At 61.9% G+C, this 23,689-nt stretch carries 6 protein-coding genes; all 6 read right to left on the bottom strand.

Annotated features, from left to right (window positions below; translation table 11 throughout):
* Nucleotides 1-94: 94 nt before the first annotated feature.
* Complete coding sequence (locus RWR81_RS04530; RefSeq protein WP_314455057.1) at nucleotides 95-2,791, bottom strand: BTAD domain-containing putative transcriptional regulator; 2,697 nt, start codon at nucleotides 2,789-2,791, stop codon at nucleotides 95-97.
* Between the two features lie 1,301 nt (nucleotides 2,792-4,092).
* The gene (locus tag RWR81_RS04525; protein WP_314455106.1) at nucleotides 4,093-4,890 is read right to left on the bottom strand and encodes an ABC transporter permease; all 798 of its coding nucleotides are present in this window, start codon (nucleotides 4,888-4,890) and stop codon (nucleotides 4,093-4,095) included.
* Nucleotides 4,891-4,952: 62 nt separating this feature from the next.
* Nucleotides 4,953-5,945: an ATP-binding cassette domain-containing protein gene (locus RWR81_RS04520; protein WP_314455053.1), complete on the bottom strand. Its 993-nt coding sequence runs from the start codon at nucleotides 5,943-5,945 to the stop codon at nucleotides 4,953-4,955.
* A gap of 351 nt (nucleotides 5,946-6,296) precedes the next feature.
* Nucleotides 6,297-6,509 (bottom strand): MbtH family protein, encoded by a 213-nt coding sequence (locus RWR81_RS04515; RefSeq protein WP_314455050.1) that lies wholly within the window; start codon nucleotides 6,507-6,509, stop codon nucleotides 6,297-6,299.
* A 31-nt stretch (nucleotides 6,510-6,540) separates the two neighbouring features.
* Nucleotides 6,541-14,247 carry a non-ribosomal peptide synthetase gene (locus RWR81_RS04510; protein ID WP_314455046.1) on the bottom strand — a complete coding sequence of 2,569 codons (7,707 nt, stop codon included), beginning with the start codon at nucleotides 14,245-14,247 and terminating at the stop codon, nucleotides 6,541-6,543.
* 28 nt (nucleotides 14,248-14,275) lie between these two features.
* The gene (locus RWR81_RS04505; protein ID WP_314455043.1) at nucleotides 14,276-23,617 is read right to left on the bottom strand and encodes a non-ribosomal peptide synthetase; all 9,342 of its coding nucleotides are present in this window, start codon (nucleotides 23,615-23,617) and stop codon (nucleotides 14,276-14,278) included.
* Between the last annotated feature and the right edge of the window lie 72 nt (nucleotides 23,618-23,689).

Genomic DNA, 23,689 nt, shown 5'->3' with positions numbered 1-23,689 from the left:
TGATGCTCGTGACGCATACAACATAGCAAGAGGTTATGGACAACGACTGGACAAGGATGGGACGTAGGTCGGCTCCGGTCCAGACGCGTGCGGTCTACTCCTCGACCGCGCGTGGACCGGGACCAGTGATGCCCGCCTGTGATGTCCTGACCGCATCGAGAACAGAAGCGGTCATCTCGACGACCTCGGCTGTGAGGGCGGGATCCCCGATGCCATCAACCGCGGTGGCCGCATGGTGGGTGGCCTCCTCGGCAAGCTTGGTCTGGCCGCGTCGCAGATACAGCCGTGCCATGGCGAGTTCCAGTTCGGCCTTCAGATAGCCTGGATCGACGACCGGCCGAGTCATCACCTCGCGGGCCTTATCCAGCCATTTCTCCGCAGCGTGAGTGTCTCCGGCGTTCAAAGCGGCGTCCATCAGTCCTACGAAGGCGAGGATCTGATACTCGGTCGAGGTGTTGCGGGCGGGCCCAAGGGTACGCAACAACTCGTGTCGGCCTTCCTCAGTCCGACCGGCTCGCACCAGGAGCCTGCCCAACTCGACCTGGGCCGAGGAGGTGACGACTCCCGAGTGCCCCTCCATCGCGACGGCGTCGCGCAAGGCGTCGATGGCGCCCTCCAGGTCGCCGCGACGTGAGCGGTGTCCCGCGATCAGGGTGACCATGTGGCTGGCGCTCCAGCGCTCACCGATTCTGTCGAACTCGTTCGCCGCCACCTGTGCGTGCTCCTCGGCCGACTCCGTGTCTCCCAACCGCTCCGCCGCGAGGGAGCGGACCGCGTGACCGGCGGCCCTGACCCACGCGGTCTCGTGGTCCTGAGTCATGTCGACCAGCCAGGCGACTGTGGCGGTGTCGTCGGCGAGTAGGGCGAACTTACTCGCGATCATGACCAGGGGTGGGAATATGCCGAGCATATCCGCGTTGATGGCCGACCACGGAGGAGGCTCGGTCGAAGGCTTCTCGCCTGGGCACAGCGACGCGATGAGATCGAGGATGGCGACGATGTCACTTGGCAACGTGTCTCGTGCCGACATGAGCTCGCGCAGCCACCGCGACATCTCGTCGACACGGCCTCGGATGATCCAGTACCACGACATTGGGAGCACGAATGGCACCAGGTCCTCTGCCCGGTCCAGATGGCGCATGACCTCCACGATGTTGTCGTGCTCGGTGTCCAACCAGGTGAGCGACTCGGTTTGGTGACTGTGTAACAGGCCTTGGAAGGCGTTTTGGATCTTTGCCTGGAAGAATTCCGCAGCAGACCGCGCCGTGAGGCTTGTCTCGCCCGCCTCGTCGAGGCGGCGCAGTAGGTATCTCCGTGTGGTATCGAGCAGTCGATAGTCGGATGGAGCCCCGGCCGAGGTCGATGCTGTGAGCAAGGACCGGTCCGCGAGGGATGAGAGCAGGAATGGGATCTCCTCCTCGGCAAGGCCGTGGCTCGCGCAGACGTGCCTCGCGGTCTGTGAGCTCGCGCCAGCGGGAAGCCAGGCGACCCTCCGTGCGAGCACCCGTTCCTCAGGACTGAGCAGATTCCATGTCCAGTCCAGAACCGCGTTGAGACTACGGTGGCGAGATGAACCGGTGCGCCGAGTCGACGACAGGAGTTGGAATGTCTCATCCAGATGGTTGGCAATACCCTCAAGCCCCATTGAGCCGGCGCGAGCGGCTGCCAGTTCGATTGCGAGTGGGAGCCCATCGAGACGTCGGCAGATGTCCTTCACGAGGGCGCGGTTGCCCTTGTGAAGACGGAAGTCCAGGTCCGACAGACCTGCGAGCTGCGCGAAGAGCTCGACTGCGCCGCCGTCCTCGTCCCCATCGGTCAGTGGAAGCGGCTGCACCCTGAGCACTGCCTCACCCGGTGTCATGAGGGGTTCCCGACTGGTGGCCAGTATCTGTAGATGAGGGCAGGCTGCAAGTATCTTGGCAGCCAGGACGGCGGCCGGCTCGATTATGTGCTCGCAGTTGTCGAGGATCAGTAACGTCGGTGTACTGGACAATGCTGAGGTGATGCGGGCGACATGGGTGTTTGAACGCGACGACAGGAACGCGTCATGGGTACTGAGGGAGGCGCTCACGGCCTCGATGAGGCTATCCCCATGCTGCAGGGCGGCAAGTTCGACGAAGCAGACGCGCCGTGTGGGATCGTGCCCCGGGGGGCCCTCGGTGATGCGTACTGCGTACTCGGCGGCCAGGCGTGTTTTCCCGACGCCGCCGGTGCCGGTCAGGGTAACCAGGCGGGTGCGCTCAAAACACTCCCGGATCTGGCCCATCTCACGGTCCCTGCCCACTGCCTGCGTGAGGTACGGGCTTCTCCAGCCTGACGGTGCGGCCTGGTCGTCACGTAGGATCTCCGTTCGCAGCGTGGTGATCCGCTGATCGGGAGCCACACCGAGTTCTTCCGCGAGTGAGTGGCGCAGCTTGTCGTAGACGGCGAGGGCGGCGCCGCGCTGGCCCGAGTCGTGCAACGCTCTCATGAGCAAAGAGTGGGTGCGTTCACGCAGCGGGAACGAGTGTGCAAGGGACTGAAGGCCGTTCACCGCCGCATCAGGGCCCTCAAGGGCGGACACCGTGAGCAGACGGTCCTCCTGAACCTGCAGGTGCAGCTCCTCCAGACGCGCGGCCTCACGCAGGGCGAACTCCGACTCAACCCCGGAAAGTGGCGTTCCCACCCACAGCGACAGCGCTTGGGTCAGCGTGTCGTACGCCCGTGTCGGTAGGTTCTCCCGCAAAAGGTGAGCACCTTCCTCCGCAAGACGCTCGAACCGGAGCGCGTCAACCTGCTCCGGTTCGAGCATGAGTTGGTAACCACCGCCGTCGGGGATGGGGCCGATGTCCAGGTGGTGCTCTGTGAGACGTGTGCGGGTCCGCGAGGCGAGCCTGCGTAGTGTCGCAACACCTCCCTCGGGAAACCGCCCCTCCCAGATATCGTCAAGGAGTACCTCCGCGGGTACACAGGCTCCTGCTGTGAGCGCTAGTCGGGCGATCAGCGCAACCGTGCGGGAGCCCGACAACGGAACCGGAGCCCCCTCCGTATCAAGCACGTGAACTGGGCCAAGAACCCTCACACGTGTGACGTCGTGCAGCTCCTGTTCCTCGGTGGGACGGCGATCCCGGGTCACGTTTGAGTCAGGACCGGGTGCCGCAGCGCAGCGGGTTCCGGGACGCCGGTCGCTGCACCCCGGAGTGCCGTCAGACGTGCCGGAGGAGACTGGGAAGGTCTGCACCATCGTTCAGGCAGGAGCAGTCGCTGAGGAGCGTCAGTGGCACAGAGCCCCTTCGCCGTGAGTGCACGAGCCATCCCCTCGCGATATTCGAGAGGAGGAGAAGAGAGTCCGTGAGGTAACCGCTGCCGGTCACCCTGAGGTGCATCAGTAGGTGAACGGTGCTCGCTCAGCATGATACGCAGCCTATCATGGAGGTGCTGAAGGTTGTGGAAGAGTTTCTTGGAGAGTGGATGTGGATTGATGTAATGAATTTGATTTATTAAATATTATTAGAGGGGCGGAAACGTCTACGCATGTCCTGAGGGTGGATGTGATGGTTCGTAGGAATATTTCATCGAGGTGCCAGTCCCTCCGGAGGGCAGCCCATGCCACGGTGCTGACTTCTACTTGTTCGACGACGCACCTGACCTGGTTGATGCACCGAGTGGTGCTCCCGGTGATGGTGGTTGAACTGCTTCTCAGTCGAATTTCCGGGTAGAAGCGATCATCCCCTATTCGATGTGCCCCGCGTCGGCCAGCCGCTATGCGACGTTTAAGCTCCTCGAGCGGGTCGCAAGCATTCAGGGCTGCGTTACAGGGGGCCCGAGTGGGTTGCGGCGTGAGCATGCCGGTCGCGCGCAGTGGTCCGCCCGCTCTGAGAGCCGCAGAGCGGTGCGGGGTGGTTCGTTGTGGTTGAGGACGGGATGGTGGGAGCAAGGCTCGGTGGCACTCCTTCCAGCAGATGCTGAGTGCGGGTCTCCGTCTTGATCATCCGGCGGTGCCCGACCACTGAAACAGGCTCGAGCTGGGTGTGCGCAGATGGCCGACATGCCTGCGAATACCTCTCACGGCCTGCCCCGCTCCCGTGACCTACCTCCGAGTGCGACGGTCCATCAACGTACTCTGTGCAGGTAAGCACGCACTGCCAGCGGGAGCAGTACCAGGTGAAGTACGAGGACTGCGGCGAGACTGATCGACAGAGGATGCACGACTTCGCCACCAAGCATGAGTGCCCTGACAGTGTCCACAAAGTATGTGACAGGATTGACCTTGGTCCACGCTTCGAGCCAGCCCGGCATTGTGGACGGGTCGGCAAAAATATTGGAACCGAAGGTAAGAGGGAGGATGACTGCGGTGGCTATTCCTGGCACCGCCTGCGGACTTGAGACGATCATGCCTACGAGCACGGACAGCCAACAAAGAGTGATTCCAAAGATAATCGCTAGCACGCATGCCAGCAGTGCGGACAGTGGATCTGTGTCAATTCGGAATCCAAGCGCGAACGCGAGGCCAAGGAGTACTGCGAGGGCGACAACGTAACGTACCACATCGCCTAGAACCGCACCAACCAAGGGGGCGGAGCGGCTGATTGGGAGGCTGCGAAATCGGTCGAAAACTCCCTTACTGATGTCGGTGCTTAGTGCAGTGCCGGTACCCATCGAGGCGTACATCATAATCTGTACCATCAATCCAGGCACGATCAGTTGAAGATAGGCCCGCCACCCTCCGGCTATCGCCCCTCCGAAGAGAAACACGAAGACGACGAGGAAAAGGATGGGTTGAATCACTGTGTCAATCAATGTCATTGGGGTCCGAAGTACGTAACGAAGATTCCGTCCGGCGAGAACGAAGCTCTCCGTAAATGCCGAAAGTGGCCCTTTGGACAAAGGTGGGCGCTGGGGTCGATTCATACGACGCCGCCGGTCCGGTGATGCTGCGTCTGTACTGGCCGCGAATTTATCTTGCTGCTGAATCATGCGGAAGCACTCTCGATATTGGTTGTGGCGGAACGAGATTCGGATAAGGAATCAGGTGATGTGATTCCAGTCAGTGCGAAGAAGGCGTCATCGAGGCTGGGAAGCCGGAGGGAGATCTCGTCGGCCGCGATGCCGGCGGTCGCTAAGCGGCTGACAACCATCGACAGCATCAGCGGGTCATCGGTCAGTACCGTGACGGTGACTCCATCAGCGGACAGGACCGGTTCGGTCCCGTGCGCGTCGCGCAGGATCTGCATCGTCTGGTTGACATGACCCGGATCGCTCGGTTTGACGACGAGGGTCTGCGTGCCGGTGTCACGCTTGAGCTCCTGCGGAGTCCCCTCGGCAACGACGACACCGTGGTCAACCACGGTGATCCGGTCGGCGAGCTGGTCGGCCTCCTCCAAGTACTGGGTGGTCAGCAACACCGTTGTTCCCTCGCGACGCAGTTCGCGCACGACCGACCAGAGCTCCTCGCGGCTACGAGGGTCGAGTCCAGTTGTTGGTTCGTCGAGGAACAGCACTTCGGGGCTGCCTACAAGGCTCGCGGCCAGATCGATACGGCGTCGCATTCCCCCTGAGTAGGTTCTCACGGCTCGTCCACTGGCCTCCTGCATGCCGAACCTGTCGAGGAGCTCGTCGGCCCGGGCTCGACATGCGGCGGATCTCATCCCTAGCAGTCTGCCGATAAGAGTCAGATTCTCTCGTCCAGTCAGTTCCTCGTCGACGGAGGCGTACTGTCCGGTGAGCCCGATCCTGGCTCGTACTGCGACAGGATCCTTCAGGGCGTCGCACCCAGCTACGTCAACTGTTCCGGAGTCTGGTCGGCTCAGTGTTGCCAAGATTCTGATCAGCGTTGTCTTACCGGCGCCATTGGGGCCGAGTACGCCCAGTACGGATCCGCTGGGAACCGTGAGATCGACACCATTGAGGGCGCGCGTGCTGCCGAATGTCTTAACGATATTCTCGGCTCTCACATGAATATCCATACTTCTTCTCCAGAGTGATGTCGCCGTTGATGCTGATGGAACCGGCAACCCGGAACACAGGCTGAATATGGTGGGGACGTATCTCGGATGAGATATGAAAACGTCGCGTCGTGATGTGCTGTGAAGCAATCAAAGGTGGCCGCAGGGGGCAGGACGAGTGGTAGGCGGAATCGGGGCAGGTGGCGTGGTGGCCGGGGGCCTGATGGGTGTGGTGGAGGCTCAGCCGTTTGATTCGGCGGGAAATCCCACGGTGTCCCTGGGGCGTGACAACGAACCGTTTGCGATTGGATTCGTGGGCCAGGGATATGGTGGAGGATGTCAATCCTTCGCCCCACTGCCCGGATGGTGGGGTCATTCCATAGTGGCCTGGATCAGACTGTTCGGGCGCATGTCGGTCCAGTTCTCCTCGACATAGGCCAGCGCGTCGGAGCGTGATGCGTCGCTCAGAACCTGCTTCCACCCTGCGGGGACGGGAGCGTAGTTCGGCCATAGTGAATACTGGCCCTCGTCGTTGACCAGCACGTGGTAGAGAGCGTCATCATTCTCGAATGGGTTGGTGCTCATGATGTGGTACTTCCTTCTTGTGTCGGGTGGGTCAATTTTGGTTCCGTGGGCGCCGTAGGGCGGTTGTGTAGTCGGCCAGCTCGGTCAGTGCCGCTACGTAGTCGTCAGCCAGGCGCTGGATCGTTCGTTGGTGGTGGCGGGATGCCGAGTAGGTCCAGTTGAAAATGAGAGCGCCATCGGTGAGCGCGCCAGTGATGTCGAGAAGATTCGATCGCCTTTCACTTCGATCGTGGTCGAATCCCGGTGATGGCAGCATTCGGGTCACGATCCCATCCCCCTGATCTTGTCCGCCGAAACGTCCCAGGTAGTTGAATGCGATGGGAATGGGAGTCTGAGGAATGAGAGCGGGATCTTGCTCGTCCCGTAGGTAGCGCAGGGCTCCGTAGCTGATTCCTTCTGGAGTCCTATTGGTTTGTCGCTTCACGCTCTTGACGATGTCGCGCCATGCTTCGGAGGTCGGCAGCTCGATGGCGAGTGGGTAGAGTGTTGTGAACCATCCCACTGTGCAGGACAGGTCGACGTCATCGAATAGATCGATCCGACCGTGACCTTCTTTCTCGATAACTATTTCCTTTCTTTGTGTCCATTCGGTTATTACGCGGGCTAGGGCGGCCAACAAGATGTCGTCGACTTTGCAGCGCAGAATTCCTGGTGCCTCTCGAACAAGATGATCGGTCGTGTCCAGTGGGACTGATGCAGTGATAGTGCGTTCGGAGGCGACATCATGTGGTCCGCCGTCCATGTCGATGGGAATCGGCTGGACTCGATCGACGATGTCGACCCAGTCGTCAACGTCGTCCTCGAATGCTCCAGCGCGCGTGTGGTTGACAAGATGTTCCATCCATGCGGAGAACGATGTGGTTGGCGGGTGTCCGGTTGTGCCGTTGGTGTATATCTCTTGAAGGTCGTCCAGGAGGATCCGCCAGGAGACGGCGTCCACCACCAAATGATGAGCACTGAGGATGAGCTCGCGGGGGTGCCTGTCATGAACGAGGATGAATGCCTCGAACAAGGGCCCGCTCTCAAGTCTGTCCAGGCGACGCTCTCTCATCGCGCACTCGCGTGCCACGTCATCAGCAGAATGTTCACCAATGTCAATGATGCTCACCAATGTCTGGCTTGCGGGACCATCAAGGTGCTGATGCCAACCGTCATCATCTCGATAGGCGCGCATTCGCAGCATATCGTGATTGTGGGCTAGTTTCAGAAGGGACTCCTGCAGGCGCTCGGTGTTGAGACCGTCCGCCAGTTCGCAACGTAAGGACATGTCGAAGTGCTGCGGGGCCTGTGTATGCGTGTCGAAGAACCAATGGCTGATCGGTGACGCGGGCACAGGGCCTTTGACCTCCTCATGTTCTGTGCTGCTCGGTATAGCTGAAGAGCGGCCGTCAAGTATGGCGGCGAGTGACTCGATGGTTTGATTGGTGAAAAGATCTCTGGTGGTCACCTCCCAGCCTGCGGCGCGAATCTGCGACACCAGGCGAATGCTCAGGATGGAGTCGCCTCCGAGGTCGAAGAAATTGTCCCGCACTCCGACACGGCTGATCCCCAGCTGCTCTGCCCAGATGGCTGCTAGTCGGGTCTGCGTCTCGCCTTCGGGGGCGACGAACGCACTGGTGTCGAATGCCGCATCTGGCGGTGGGGGAAGCAGATTTCGCGCAGTCTTTCCGGCGGAGTTCAAGGGGATGGAGTCAAGACTCATCAGTGCATGGGGAATCATGTACTCGGGCACGATCTCACGTAGCGCCCTCTTCATCTCGCTGACTTCTGGAGAACTTCCAGGGGCCGGCACGATGTATCCCACGAGGCGTTGGACACCTGGGACGTCTTCACGCACCATTGCTGCCGCCCTCGCCACGTCTGGCAACGTCGATAACGCGTTCTCGACCTCACCCAGCTCGATCCGGAATCCTCTGACCTTGACCTGGTCATCATTGCGCCCGAGAAACTCGAGCTGCATTTCTCTTGTCCAGCGCACAACATCGCCTGTGCGGTACATGCGTTCACCTATCGCCCATGGACACGCAACAAAACGCTCTGCCGTTAATCGTGGTGCGTCGTCGTAGTGCGCGGCAACACTGGCTCCATGTAGGTACAGTTCTCCGCGGACGCCGATCGGCACAGGCCGGAGCTGGTCGTCGAGTACATAGGCTGTGAGGCCGGATACGGGACGGCCGATCAGTGGTCTCTGTCCTCCGGTCACTCGCCATACAGTGCTGTTGACTGTGCTCTCCGTCGGCCCATAGAAGTTGAAGACGGCGGTGATGCCGGTGGACGCGAGCTTTTGATATAGCGCGCTGTCGAGAGCCTCAGCGCCGACGGTGAGGACGGTCGGACGGTGGTGGTCCTGGTCGAGAAGTCCTGCGTTGACGAGCTGCCCCAGGTACGAGGGGGTGGTGTCGAAGTAGTCGATGCGGGAATGATCTAGATAGGCGCACAGCGCCTCGGGGTCGGTTCGAGTGTCTTCGTCGATGACGTGGAGGTGGTGGCCGTTGAGGAGCCATACCAGTGGGTCCCAGGAGGCATCGAAGGTCCAGGACGACAGGTGAGCCGCGGTGAGCTCACGGTCCGGGTCGAGACTGTCAACCTCATCGAGGATCGCGCTGCGATACGCTGCGAGCATGGCGGCGACATTGGCTCGGGTGACTACGACGCCTTTCGGCTTGCCGGTCGACCCTGACGTGTAGATGATGTACGCGGCGTCGGAGGGGAGTGGCCGGCGCGTCGTGGCCGGAATATCCTCTTCCTCGTTCTGAAGCCGGCTGACATGCAGAACACACGTGTCACCACCAACGAGTGCGCGCACCACCTGGTCGTTCACGTCGGTGAGTACAACACCTGTTCTAGACTGTCTGAGGATGTGGTGCACCCGATCGGCAGGCCCCTTGGGGTCGACGGGTATGTATGCTGCTCCGGCCCGCAGAACGGCTAAGATGCCGACCACCGCGTCGACAGAGCGTGACATCACGGTTGCGACCCGATCGCCGGGACCGATACCTCTCCTTGAGAGCCCGGCGGCCACACGACGGACGCGTGCAGTGAGATCGCTGAACGACACCGTCTCTCCATTGGCTGTCACAGCGGGCTTGTCCGGCTGCTCCTCGGCGCATCGTGAAAGGAGGAGATCGGGAAGAGGTGACGTGTCCTCGGTGGCTGGAGTGGAACTGGCTGCGAGAACATCTGCTGTGTTGTTCTGGGACATGAGAGGAACATTGCGAACCTGTCGTTCCGGGTGTGCGGAGATGTCCTGTAAAACCGTTACAAGATGCTCTGCGAAGTCAGTGATCGTCTCGAGGTCGAACAGGTCCGCGTCATATTCGACGACGCCGGTGAGTTCTCCGTTGGTTTCCATGAAGTCGACGCTGAGATCGAATAAGGAGTAGTTTCGAGGAATTGGATACTCCTCAACATCAACGCCGTCCAGGACCCAGCCCTCTTCCGCCGGCGTGTTTTGCAGGGAGACAAGGGCCTGTACCAATGTGGGGCGGGATAGGTCACGTTTAGGTGATACTGCGTCCACCACGGCGTCGAACGGAATGTCGGCGTAGTGGAACGCATCTAGCAGGTGATCGCGCACTCTTGAGACCAAGGTACACACATCCTCGTCCTCGTGGATTGATACCCGAGGCGCGATCGTATTGACGAAGAAGCCGACTAAGTGCTCAAGCTCAACGTGGTCTCTGCCGGAGGTCACGGTTCCAAGAGCAATGTCCTTCTGTCCGGAGTGGCGCGCGAAGGTCAGGAGCGTTCCAACATACAGAAGCATGAAGAGTGTGGCTCCCGACTCCTGCTCCAAATCTTTCAGGCCTGCGACGGTCGGGACTGGGATGTTGAAGACATGAGTCCCTCCTCGGCCTGCGCGGACGCTGGGGCGGGGATGATCGGTCGGGAGCTCCAGGGGATCGAGGTCGACGAGCCGTTCCTGCCAGAATTTGATCCCTTCGTCAAATTTCGGCGACCTCATGAATTGCTCTTGCCAAGCGGCGTAGTCGACGTAACTCAGTGATGTGGGCGGCAGCGTGAGGGAGGTGTCGTGATCGCGGTACAGCGCGTACAACTTCATAAGGTCGCGCGTGATGACTGACAAGCTCCAAGCGTCCATGATGATGTGATGCATGCCGATGGCGAGGACGTGCTCCTGGGGTGCCGTCTGGACCAGCAGGCAACGGAGCAAAGGGCCGGTGGCCAAGTCGTAAGGCTCGCACATGAACGATTCGACAAGACGTGCGACGGCTTCGTCACGATTGGTGGCGGTTAAGTGACTGAGGTCGGTGTGCTGGAGAATCGCGCTCGTGGGCACGGGCAGGACGACTTGCGAGGGGCGACCGCTCTTGTCGCTGGTGAACACTGTCCGTAGTGACTCATGTCGAGCGAGTAGGCCTTGCAGAGCCTTCTCGAGCACGAGGGGATCCAGACCGCGCAATCGAAGCGCGGTGCCTGAGTTGTAGGAGACGTCGTCGGGGTCGTGCATCTGCATGAACCACAGTCGGCGCTGAGCGGCGGAGAGGGGGTGGTGCTCGGCGTCGTCGGCGCGCTTGAGGGCGGGCGTCGACTCGGCACAGGCGTCGCCTCGTTGTTCCAGCAGAACGGCGATCTCGCTGATCGTCGGGTTGTCGAATATCGCACGCACCGGGAGCCGGTCCCCGAACTCCTTGGTGATCTTCGCGACCAACCGCACCACGGTGACGGAGTCTCCTCCGATTCGGAAGAAGTTGCTCTGCGTCCCCACTCGGTCAAGGCCCAGCAGATCGCACCATACCGCTGCCAACCTTCGCTCGGTGTCGGTTGACGGTGCTATGAATTCCTCGCTGTCGAGTCCTGACCAGTTGATGGCTGGAAGTGCCTTCTTGTCCACCTTGCCGTTGGGCGTCAATGGTATTTCTGATAGAACGACGAAGGCCGTGGGGACCATGTAGTCGGGCAGTATCGTGGCGGCCGCCGCCGCCAGAGAGTCGGGGGCGACCTCGCTGTCATGTGATGGCAGCACGTAAGCGACGAGTTGATGACTGCCGCTGGCGCCACTAGCCAGAGTGACGATGACACGGTCGACTCCGTCGAGGCAGGACAGTCTGCCCTCGACCTCGCCCAGCTCGACGCGGTAACCGCGGATCTTGACCTGGTCGTCGGTGCGTCCCAGAAACTCGAGCGTTCCATCGGGCCGGCGCCGCACCAAGTCGCCGGTCCGGTACATCCTGCTCCCGCGCGGACCGTAAGGGTCTGCGACGAAACGCTCTGCCGTTAAGCCGGCTCGGTCCCAGTAGCCCAGGGCGAGACCGCCGCCACTGATGTACAGCTCGGCGGGGATTCCGTCGCTCACTGGGCGCAACCAGCGGTCCAGGAGAAGCAGGCGGCATCCGGGTATCGGCTCACCAAGTGGCGGAACATCGCTGCCGGACAGTCCTTGAAGGGGCGCCGACACTGAGGCGCAGACCGTGGCTTCGGTCGGACCGAAAGCGTTGTGGACTGCACGGGTCGAGCCGAATCGGGCGACGAGTTCACCGGCCCAGGACTCTCCTGCCAGGATCAGCGTGGTGACCCCGGCGAGATCCTCGTCCTCCAGGGCCGCGACGAGCGCCGGAGGGATAGTCGCGTGCGTCACTTCAAAGTCGGTGAGCGTAGAGCGCAGGGAAGACCCTTCGAGCATCGCTTGCGTTGGAACCACCAGGGTTGCTCCTCGAGTCAGCGTCATGACGAAGTCGTAGACCGACGCATCGAAACTGGGCGAGGCGAATTGCAGTACCCGTGAGCCGGGGCCAATGCCCCATGTGTCCCGCTGCATCGCGGACGCAGCGGCGAAGCCGCGATGACCGAGAAGCACACCCTTGGGGCGACCCGTGGATCCGGAGGTGTAGATCATATAGGCGGGCTGATCCACCTGGCTGCTCATGCGTGTCGGCGCACCTTCACCCATCTGGATGCGGTCTACGTCCTGTGGGAGCTTGCTTGCCAGGTCGTCAGATGTGAGCACCGCCGACATCTGGGCGTCGGCCGTCATGAATGCCAGACGGTCTTCTGGGTACTCGGGGTCCAGGGGAACGTACACGATCTTCGCGTAGAGGCAGGCGAGGAACGCAATGAGTATCTCAGGGCTGCGCGGTAGGCAGACTCCGAGGTGGTCGCCGGGCTCGAGGCCCTGAGCCAGAAAGTGGCCTGCGAGGCAGGCTGCTCGCTCATCGAGCTGGGAGTAGGTGAGTGCCGTGTCGGTTCCGACGACTGCTGGCGCATCCGGTGAGTCGGCCACTTGAGCCGCAAACAACTCAGTCAGGGTGGCGGGGGGTGGTGCCTCGGGTCCGTACAGTGGGGTGGACCCTCCGGTGCCGAGCGGTTGTGCTCGTAGGGGGGAGGGGACGGGAGCCTGGCGCAGGACAGTCTCAAGGTCGTGAGCCATCCTCCCGATCGTGGTCTCATCGAACAAGTTGAGATCGAACTCGAATGACACGTCGAGGCAGCCGTCGGACTCGAGAACCTCGATTGTGATGTCGAAGACGGACTGCTCTCGGCGCACGGGGAAGGTTGAGACGTCGAGGTCGCCGAGCTCAGGAGTGACGCCACCAACATTTTGGAGGACGAGCGCTACTTGCACAAGCGGGGGGATAGCTGGATCCCGGTCGTCGAGTACCGCGTCCACGACAGCATCGAAGGGGATATCGGCATGGTCGAAATACTCGAGTACCTCCTCGCGCGTGCGACGTAGGTTCTCGCGGAAAGACTGCGACTCGTCGACGATGCCTCGCAGGGCGAGCGTATTGACGAAGAACCCCACGAGTGGTTGCAGTCGGGGGTCATTGCGACCGGAGGCGACGGTGCCGAGCACGATCTCGCTCTGACGAGACCATCGGGACATGACGATCCATGTCGCAGTCAGGAGCATCATGTAGGTATTCGCGCTCTCCTCCTCTGCGAGAGCATGTAGTCGGGCTGTCGTGTCACTTCCGATTCTTATGCGGTGGCTGGCGCCGCGCGCGATGCGTGGGCTGCGGCGAGGGCGGTCATGTGGCAGATCGATAACTGTCGGTGCCCCTGCGAGCTTGTCTTTCCAATACTGCAGCGAGGCGTCGAAAGCCGGACCGGACAGACGAGCGCGTTGCCAAGCGGCATAATCGGCATACTGGAACGGCAGGGGCGGGAGGGTCGCGGCAAGATCAGCGGTGCCGATGTCCGTCTCTGCGATCGCAGCGCGATACAGGAAGTTCAGCTCCTGCTGGAGAATTCCCATCGACCATCCATCGGTGACAATGTGGTGAATGACGACGAGCAGGACGTGATGGTCATCCCCCGTACGGAAGAGATGGTGGCGCCATAACGGTCCCGATGTCAGGTCGAATGCGGTGCTGTAGGCCTCAGCGACGGCATCCGCGACCTGGGACGGTTCGATATTCACAGGTGTTAAAACGACTGGTGAAGGTGTGCCAATGATCTGATACGCCTCTCCATCCACCTCTGTGAAGGTGGTTCTCAGTGATTCGTGGCGGTAATCCAGTGCTGTCATTGCCCGGCTGAGCGCCGATACATTTAACTGGCCTCTGAGGTCGAGCGCGAATCCTGAGTTGTAGTCTGTGCGCCCGGGCTCCATCTGGTCGAGCACCCATAGACGTTGCTGGGCGTGGGACAGTGCCAGTGGGCCTGAACGCGGTAAGACAGCTACCTCGTCTCGGCGTTCTGCGCGGCCCTTGAGCCTGCGCATGATTTCGTCCCGAACTCCGGATCGGTCGGTGGTTCTGCCTGGCATCTCGCTCATGTCTCTGGTTCCTGTTGGTAGACGTCTCTCAAAGGTTGCTCAGAAGTTGGTCCTCCACGGCCTCCGCGTAGGACGTGACTGTTTGACTGTCGAACAGGGCGCGCGTTGGCATCGATACGTCCAATGCTTGGCGGATCTCGCTCGCTACCTGGATGCTCTTCACGGAGTCGCCGCCGATGTCGAAGAAGTTGTCATGTCGGCCGACATGCTCGCGGTTCAGGATTCGGGAGAAGATCTCCGCCACAAGTTCCTCAGTCGGCGTCTCCGGTTCCTCGAAGTCGGTTGTTCCCAAGCTGTCCCAGTCCGGGGACGGCAGGGCTCGGCGGTCGACCTTGCCATTGGCGTTCAGAGGTAAGGAGGGGGTCACGATGATTGCAGTCGGCACCATGTACTCAGGCAGGTCCACCGCCAGAGCGGCGCGCATGGCCTGTGTATCGGCGTCGTCCCCGTGGTCGAGCGTTACGTGTGCGATGAGGACCTTGGTTCCTGACGGCTGGGTGACGACCGAGGCAACTGCGAGTGCTACGCCTGGCAGGGAGCGCAGTGCGGTCTCGATCTCGCCGAGCTCGATCCGGAATCCGCGCAGCTTGATCTGGGAGTCGGCGCGTCCGATGAACTCCAGCTGGCCGTCGTGGTTCCACCGCACCAGGTCCCCGGTGCGGTACAGGCGGGAGCCCTCAGCGAACGGGTCGGCGACGAAACGCTCGCAGGTGAGGTCTGGACGGCCGTCGTATCCCAGCGCGTTGCCTGCGCCGGCGATGTACAACTCACCGATCGCCCCGATCGGGGTCTGCCGTAGGCTCGTGTCGAGGACCCGGGCGATCGTGTTGTCCATGGGGACTCCGATGGGGCAGGAGCCGGTGGCGGCTTGATCCCGGGTGATGCGGGTGGTGGTGGCGAACGTGGTTGTCTCCGTCGGTCCGTAGACGTGTTGTACGACGGTGTTCGGGCATGCCTCCGTGACACGGACGAACGACTGGGGATCCGCTGCTTCCCCACCTGTCCAGACCTGGCGCAGGCCTGCGAAGCAGGAGGGGTGCTCCTGAGCGAACAGATTGAACAGTGCGGTCGTGAGGAAGGCTGCTGTGATGTCGTGATGGGTGACTAGCTCGCTGAGTGACTGCGATGACAGTCCCTCTGGAGGGGCGATCACGATGGTCCCTCCTCGTAACAGGGGGACCCAGATCTCATAGGTCGCCGCGTCGAAGGCGTGCGGGGAGTGGAACAGTACTCTTTCGTGCTCCTCGGCCCAACGGTGGTCACTAGCAAGTGCAACGATGTTGTGGTGCGATACCACGACTCCCTTCGGCCGACCGGTGGAGCCCGAGGTGAACATGATGTAGGCCGGTGAGTTCGGGTGAGATGTGGTGCCCATGAGCGGGCTGTCCTCGTAGGTGCCATGCACCGTCCCGTCCTCAGCCATTTCGACGACTGCCATATCGGGAGGAAGACGATCTTCACTGTCCGTGCCGACGATCGCGATGGAGACGTCGTGTGTCTGCGCGAGTTGGGCGATGCGATCGCTTGGAACTGCGTCATGCAGTGGGACGTAAGTTCCGCCCGCCATCAGTGTTGCGAGCATGGCGACTACTACGCGGGGGCCTCGGCCCATGGCCAGCATGACTCTCGAGCCGGGTACTGAGCCGTTCGCCGCCAGTGCGTGGGCTGCTCGGGCTGCTCGGTCGTACAGCTCTTGATAGGACAGGGTGCCGCTGGTGGTGATGAGTGCTGGTGCGTCGGGGGTGCGGCGGACCTGCTCCTTGAGAAGCGCGACAACATTGCGATGAGCAATGGGCGTGCAACCACCATCGGCGAAGGTGGCTGTGCGGTCGTCGGACACACCAGTGACCTGGGCAAGCGGCCGATCTCCGTCCTGAGTCAGTGAGACAAGGATCTGCTCGAAGTCGTTGAGAAGGCCGTGGATTGTGCTCGCCTCGAGCAAGGTGGGTTCGTAGCCGAGGATCAACCGGATGTCGTTGTCGCTGTAGACACTTAGGGTGAGTGGGTAGTTGGTGGCTTCTTCTGCGGTGACGTGGGTGATGGTGAGGCCGTGTTTGTCGTGGTGGTTGGGGTCGACGGGGTAGTTTTCGAAGACGACGAGGCTGTCGAAGAGGGGGGTGTTGCCGGGGAGGTTGGCTTGGGTTTGGATGCGGTTGAGGGGGAGGTAGTCGTGTTGGCGGGCGGTGAGTTGGTGGTTTTGGAGGTTGTGTAGCCAGGTGGTGATGGGGGTTTGGGGGGTTATGGTGGTGCGGACGGGGAGGGTGTTGATGTAGATGCCGATGGCGTTTTCGATGTCTGGTTGGTCGGCGGGTCGTCCGCTGGTGGTGGCGCCGAAGATGATGTCGGTGTGTCCGCTGTGGGCGGCGAGGAGGAGGGCCCAGGCTCCTTGGATGATGGTGTTGATGGTGAGTTTTTCTTGTTGGGCGAATGTGCGGATGGTGTGTGTTTGGGTGTGGTTCAGGGTTGTTTCGATGCGTTGGTGTGAGCGTGCTTCTCTGCGTGTGCTGGGGTCTCCGTCGTAGGGCAGGGGGGTGGGGGACTCGATGTTGGCGAGGGTGTTGTGCCAGTAGGTGAGTCCTTGTTGGTGGTCTTGGTGGGTGATCCAGGCGAGGTGGTCGCGGAAGCTGGGTCGGGGGTTGGGGGTGTTGCCGGTGTAGGTGGTGAAGACGTCGTCGAGGACGAGGGGCAGGCTCCAGCCGTCGAGGAGGATGTGGTGGAAGGTCCAGATGAGGGTGGTGGTGTTGTCGGTGATGCGGATGAGGTTGAGTCGCATCAGGGGTGCTGTGGTGAGGTTGAGGGGGGTGTTTTGGTCGGTGAGGCGGAGTTGGTCGAGGTCGGTTTGGCGGGTGTGGGGGTCTTTGTGGCGCCAGTCGTGGATGGTGGTGGGGATGGTGGTGTGGGTGGTGATGATTTGTAGTGGGGTGGTGAGGTTGTCCCAGGTGGGGATGGCGCGTAGTGAGGGGGTGTTGTCGATGACTTGTTGCCAGGCGTGGGCGAGGCGTTCGGGGTTGTCGAGGCCTTCGATGGTGAGGGTGATCTGTTCGAGGTAGGCGTTGTCGTTGTGGAGCAGGGAGTGGAACAGCATGCCTTGCTGCATGGGGGTCAGGGGCCAGATGTCTGCTGTGGTTGTGGTGGCGAGGCGGTCGGTGGTGGCTTGGTCGATGTCGACGAGGGGGAAGTCGCAGGGGGTGGCGCCGCCGGCGTGCTCTGATTGGCAGAAGGTGACGAGTTCCTTGAGCTCGTGGAGTAGTGAGTCGGCTAGGTGGTTGATGGTCTTGGGGTCGTGGAGTGTGGTTGAGAAGATCCAGGACAGGGCCAGTGTGTCGTCCTGGTCGATGTAGGCCACGAGGTCGAGGAGGTGGGCTCTTTCCTCGTCGGGGTGGTACTCGTTTCCGTTGTTCAAGATGAGTTGGGAGTGCAGTGGGCCGTTGTGGTCGAAGCGGCCGAGGTAGTTGAAGCTGAGGTCGGGGGTGGGTGCGGGGATGTTGTGGTGGGTGTGGTGGTGCAGGAGGCCGTGACCGATGCCGTGGCGGGGGATGGTGTGCAGGGTCTGTTTGGTGGTCTTGATCTGGGTGTCCCAGTCGGGGGTGTGGGTGAGGGTGACGGGGAACATGGTGGTGAACCAGCCGACGGTGCGGGATAGGTCGGTGGTGTCGAAGAGGTCTTCTCGGCCGTGTCCTTCGAGGTCGATCAGGTGGGTGTGGTGGCCGGTCCAGGTGTGTAGGACTCGGGTGAGGGCGGACAGGAGGAGGTCGTTGATCTGGGTGCGGTAGACGTTGGGGATCTCGCGCAGGAGGGCGTGGGTGGTGTCGGGGTCGAGGTGGGTGGTTGTGGTGGTTTGGGTGGTGACGGTGCCGTTGCCGGTGTGGTTGTGGTCGCGGGGGATGTCGGTGGGGATGTCGGTGAGTTGTTGCCAGTGGTCGATCTCGTCGTCGAAGTAGCCGTTTTGGGCGGCGGTGGCGAGTTGGTCGGCCCAGGCCTGGAAGCTGGTGGTGCGGGCGCCGAGGTCGAGGGGTTTGCCGGTGCGGGCCTGTTCGTGGCAGGTGGTCAGGTCCTCGACGAGGATTCGCCAGGACACGCCGTCGACGACGAGGTGGTGGGCGACGAAGAACAGTTGGTCTGGGCCGTGGCCGGTAAACAGTGCGATGCGGGCGACTGGACCGTTGGTGAGGCTGAGGCTGGTCTGGAGGTGGTGGATGCGGTGGTCGCGGGTGGTGGTGGCGGTGTCCTCGTCAAGGCCGGTCAGATCGACGGTCTCGACCGGTAGGTCTGCCTGGTCGGGCGGCAGGATGAGGTGGGTGCCGTCGGGCAGGATCCGTAGACGTAGCATGTCGTGGTGCTCGGCGAGGGCTTGGGCGATCCTGGGGAGGTGCTCGGGTGAGAAGGCGCTGGTCAGCTCGAGGCGGATCGACATGTTGAACTGGTCGGGGCCGACGGGGTGGTTCTGGTGGAACCAACGCATGATCGGGGTCGGGTTGACCGGGCCGGTGATCGCGGTGGTGCCGCTCGTGCGGGGGGTGGCGGTGGTGGTGGCGACCTCGGCCAGGGCAGCGACGCTGGGGTGGGAGAAGACCTGTTTCGTGTTGATCTTCAGGCCCTCGCGACGGGCGCGTGAGACCAGCTGGATGCTCAGGATCGAGTCCCCGCCCAGAGCGAAGAAGTCGTCATGGACACCGACTCGTTCCAGGCCCAGGACCTCGCAGAACACCGATGCCAGAACCCGTTCTGTGTCGGTGCGGGGCTCGGTGAGCTCCGCGTCCGTGGTCGTGGTGAACTCCGGTTCGGGGAGCGCTCGGCGGTCGACCTTGCCGTTGACTGTCAAGGGCAGTGACTCCAGCGGCATGATCACTGCGGGAACCATGTAAGCCGGTAGCCGTCCCACCAGTGACTCACGCAGTTCGGAGTCGCAGGACTCGGCCAACTCGTCGTCCCCGACGACGTAGGCGACAAGAGCGGCGCCGCCCGGTGCCTGAGACGAGACCACGACCACGGCGTTACGAACGCCTGGCAGGGAGCGCAGTGCGGCCTCGATCTCGCCGAGCTCGATCCGGAATCCGCGCAGCTTGATCTGGGAGTCGGCGCGTCCGATGAACTCCAGCTGGCCGTCGTGGTTCCACCGCACCAGGTCCCCGGTGCGGTACAGGCGGGAGCCCTCAGCGAACGGGTCGGCGACGAAACGTTCCGCCGTCAGCCCTGCCCGTCCCAGGTAGCCACGAGCAACGCCCGCCCCACCCAGGTACAACTCACCCACGCACCCCACCGGAACCCGACGCAACGCACCGTCCAGCACACGCGCAACCACACCATCCAAAGGACAACCAATGGGAACAACAGCCGACACAGGCTCATCACCCGGAAGCGACTGCATCGTGGCGTACGTCGTTGTCTCTGTCGGCCCGTAAATGTTCGACACCAGGGTCTCGGGACAACTGCGTCGGACAATGTCAAAGCTATCCGGATTAGCGGCTTCCCCGCCCGTCATGAGATGGAGGAGACCTCTGAAGCAGGTTGCGTTCTCCGCGGCGTAGAGGTTGAACAGGGCGGATGTGACGAACGCGGACGTGACGTTGTGATCCCGCGTCAGCGCCCCGAACTCGTTGGCGTCGAGATGGCCGGGGCTGGCAACCACCACGGTACCGCCTGTCAACAGCGGGACCCAGATCTCGTAGGTCGCCGCGTCAAAAGCATGTGACGAATGAAACAACACGCGGTCGTGTCCCTGCCAGTGGGAGTCGTCGGCGAGTTCGACGATGTCGTTCTGGTCGACGCAGACACCTTTGGGGCGTCCGGTGGAGCCCGAGGTGTACATGATGTAAGCGAGCCCGTCTGGCCGGTCGGATCTGCGCATAATGCGCCCCACAGCGGTCTCCGGGGTGACGGTGGCCGCGTCGATGGTCAGTGCTGCGACCCCTTCGGGCACGTATGGGGCGCCGGAGCCGCCGATGACTGCCAGCGTGGCACCGAGGTCGGCCGCAATGTCCTGTACCCGTTCCTTGGGATCGTCAGGATGGATGGGGACATAGGCGCAACCCGCCATGAGGATGGCTGCCATGGCGACGATAACATCATTGCCGCGCTCCATCATCAGCAGTACTGGTTGCTCGTCGGAGACGTTCTCCTCCACGATCCGATCACTGAGCGCTGCCGCCCGGCCGACCAGCTCGGAATAGGTCATCGCACCGCAAGGTCCATCGAGGGCCAGGGCGTCCGGGTGTTGTGATGCCTGGGCGATCAGCAAGCCAACGACAGAGCGTCGTGACGTTGGCGGAGCGTTCCCCTCCCATTGATCGAGCCGGAGCAGCTCTGCAGGCGGAAGGAGGTCGAGTTCGTGTACCTCTGTGCGAGGAGAGTCGACCAGGGCTTCGATGCAAGAACGCAGCGAGGCGATGAGCGTCTCGATACGACTTTGTGTGTAGAGCGCCGTACTGTATTCAATCGACAGTTGCAGGGAGCCGTCCCGCACGGCGAACTCCACTACCACGTCGAACAGGGCGCTGGTTCGAGGCAAGGAGAATTGTGAAACCTCGACGTCAGATAGTCTCAACTCACCGGTGTGGGCGTTTTGCAGCACGATGAGAGCCTGAATGATCGGACTTCTTGAAGGGTCTCTGTCCGGGCTGACGGCGTCGACGACGAGCTCGAAGGGCAATTCTTTGTCGAGAGCCCGACGGATACGAGCATCTGTTTTGCCGACTAACTCCTCAAGATTGTCGTCGTACTCGATCGAGGATCGAACAACAACAGGATTCACGAAGAAGCCGACCACGTCATCGAGGTCGCGATGATCGCGGCCCGCGGAGGCCGCTCCCAAGGCGACATCGCAGGTGCCTGACGCACCTGCCAGAGCGAGGTGCGCAGCGGTGGTGAGCAGTGTGAAAAGTGTTACTCCGTAACGCCGTGCGGTTGCGTCGAGCATCTCTGACATCTCGCGACCGAGGTCGGCCGTCACGATAGATCCCGCACTGGAGCGCGTCGCCGGGCGCGGATAGTCGGTCGGAATGCTTAACGGAGGAAGACCCTCCAACTCGCTGCGCCAGAAGCTCTGGCGTTCCTCGAGAACTTCCAGTGACCAGCGCTGACCGTCCCATGCGGCATAGTCGGCATAATCGATGCGGCTGGAGACGTCTAACGATTCGTCAGCAGAATAAGCATCTCCGAGATCTTTAACGATGATGTCAAGGGACCATCCGTCACACGCGATGTGGTGCGTGCTGAGGACGAGGATGTGCTGATCCTCCTCAAGTTGCACGAGGAGCGCGCGGAAAGGACCGTCGTGCTCAAGGTTGAAGGGCTTCTCGACCTCGGCGATGAGTGCTGATCGCAGGTCGCCGTCCTTATCCGCATCAGACGACGTCCTCAGATCCTTCGTATGCAGCATCGAGGCGTCAGCGGACGAATCCATGATGATTTGGACCGGTCCATCGGCGGTGCTCATGTAACGGGTACGGAGCGACTCGTGCTTCGATCGCACGGTGCGAAGGGCCTTGCGCAAGGATTCCACGGATAAGGGGCCGGTCAACCGGTATGCTGCGCCGGTGTAGTACTCGGCGCTGAGCGGATCGTGCTGGTACAGGAACCACATCCGACGCTGCGCAGTGGAGAGCGGCAACGGCCGCCCCCGATCAACCCGGTGCAAACCGTGAACTGCGCCAGCGGTTGACGCCGCCTCGGCGAGCGCAGCGGGCGTCCGGTGCGTGAAAACGCTACGACGTTCCAGTACGACGCCAAGAATGCTTTCCAGCTTTGACGTAAGTCGAACTGCGAGAATCGAGTCTCCTCCCAGTTGGAAGAAGTCGTTCGTGATGCCCACGTGCTCGATGCCGAGCAGTTCTGCGAATGCAGCAGCAACGATCTCCTCCGCCTTGTTGCGCGGGGCAACGTAATCCTGCTGAGGCGTGAGGGTCTCGGGGGCTGGAAGCGCCTTTCGATCGACCTTGCCATTCGGTGTGAGCGGAAGCTCCGAGATGGTCGCGATGACTGTCGGCACCATGTGTGAGGGGAGAACGGCTTCGACCCCGGAGCGGACATCCTCCGGCGTCAGGGAGGCCGTCGCGTCCTGAGGGACGACGTAAGCCACGAGGCGACGTGCCGCGTGGTCGTCACGTACGAGCGCTGCTGCTTGCTTCACTCCGGGGACGTTGAGCAGTGCGGCCTCCACTTCTCCCAGTTCAATACGGAAACCGCGAAGCTTGACCTGATCATCGCTGCGGCCACAGAAGGTGAGCTGGCCATCGGGAAGGATCTGGACGATGTCGCCTGTGCGATACATGCGCTCGCCCGGGGCGCCTTCCAGCGCGGCGACGAAGCGCGATGCCGTTAAGCCGGGGCGGTCGTGGTAGCCGCGGGCCAGGCCGGGGCCGGCGATGTACAGCTCGCCCATGCCTCCCGGGCCTACCGGGCGCAACTCGTCATCGAGCACGAGGGTTCGCGTTCCCTCGATCGGTCGACCTATCGGAGGCGCTTCGGAGCCTGACAGGCGCCCACTGACTGTCGCCCACACAGTCGTCTCTGTTGGTCCGTAGGCGTTGAGCATGAGCCTCCCACGAGACCATTGATCGACAATGGGCCCGGGGCACGCCTCACCGGCAACAATCAAACACTCAAGTTCATCAAGTGACTCTGGGGACAGACCCGGAAGAACTGCCGGAGGCAACGTCGCGTGGGTGATGCCCGCATTCTTCAACGTGGTGACAAGGGCGTCACCCAACATCTCGTGACGCGGTGGGATCACGAGGCAGGCTCCTGTGCCCAATGCCATCGCGGTCTCAAACACTGAGGCGTCGAAGTTCGGAGAGGCAAATTGCAGGACGCGTGAGGCGGAATTGACCTGCATATGCCGGCGCTGTCCATCGATCATGTTGGTGAGGCCGACGTGCGTCACCATGACGCCTTTGGGCATGCCGGTGGAGCCTGACGTATAGATGAGGTAGGCGAGATCGTCCACCGTGGGGGAGTCGGGCTCAGCTTCTGCTTCAGGCAGAGAGTTCACATTGAGGCATCGGATTCCGGCAGGAAGGTACTCCCGGGTGTCGTTGTCGACGATAACCGTCGTCGTATGCGAGTCCTCGACCATGTAACTCAGTCGCTCGGCGGGGTAATTCGGATCGAGCGGAAGATATGCGCCACCTGCGTACATCACAGCCAGTTGGCTGACCACCATCTCGAGTCCGGGGTGCAGGCAGATGCCGATGATGTCGCCCCGGCCCACGCCGACGGCTGCGAGGCGTCGTGCTCGGTTCGCAACTCGCTCGGTCAGCTCTGCGTGGGTGAGTTGCGCATCCGGTGTCTCGATCGCGATGGACTTCGGATGGCGTCTCGTTGTGGCGTCGAGTATTTCGCGGTAGGTCGCTGAGTTGGCAGAAGCAGGCATGCTGAAGTTCCCCTAGACTGAAGTAGGAGTGAGTGGAAAAGGGATCGATAAAAGAGGAAGGAGGGGGTGGGA

It is taken from the genome of uncultured Actinomyces sp. (assembly GCF_963526355.1).
GTDB lineage: Bacteria > Actinomycetota > Actinomycetes > Actinomycetales > Actinomycetaceae > Actinomyces.
Note: the sequence above shows the minus strand (reverse complement) of the source record. Positions and strands in the feature narration are given on the sequence as shown.

Excerpts from the sequence above, each read along its gene's own strand:
- RWR81_RS04530 (WP_314455057.1), bottom strand. The coding sequence starts at position 2,791 with ATGCTCGAACCGGAGCAGGTTGACGCGCTCCGGTTCGAGCGTCTTGCG.
- RWR81_RS04525 (WP_314455106.1), bottom strand. The coding sequence starts at position 4,890 with ATGAATCGACCCCAGCGCCCACCTTTGTCCAAAGGGCCACTTTCGGCA.
- RWR81_RS04520 (WP_314455053.1), bottom strand. The coding sequence starts at position 5,945 with ATGGATATTCATGTGAGAGCCGAGAATATCGTTAAGACATTCGGCAGC.
- RWR81_RS04515 (WP_314455050.1), bottom strand. The coding sequence starts at position 6,509 with ATGAGCACCAACCCATTCGAGAATGATGACGCTCTCTACCACGTGCTG.
- RWR81_RS04510 (WP_314455046.1), bottom strand. The coding sequence starts at position 14,247 with ATGAGCGAGATGCCAGGCAGAACCACCGACCGATCCGGAGTTCGGGAC.
- RWR81_RS04505 (WP_314455043.1), bottom strand. The coding sequence starts at position 23,617 with ATGCCTGCTTCTGCCAACTCAGCGACCTACCGCGAAATACTCGACGCC.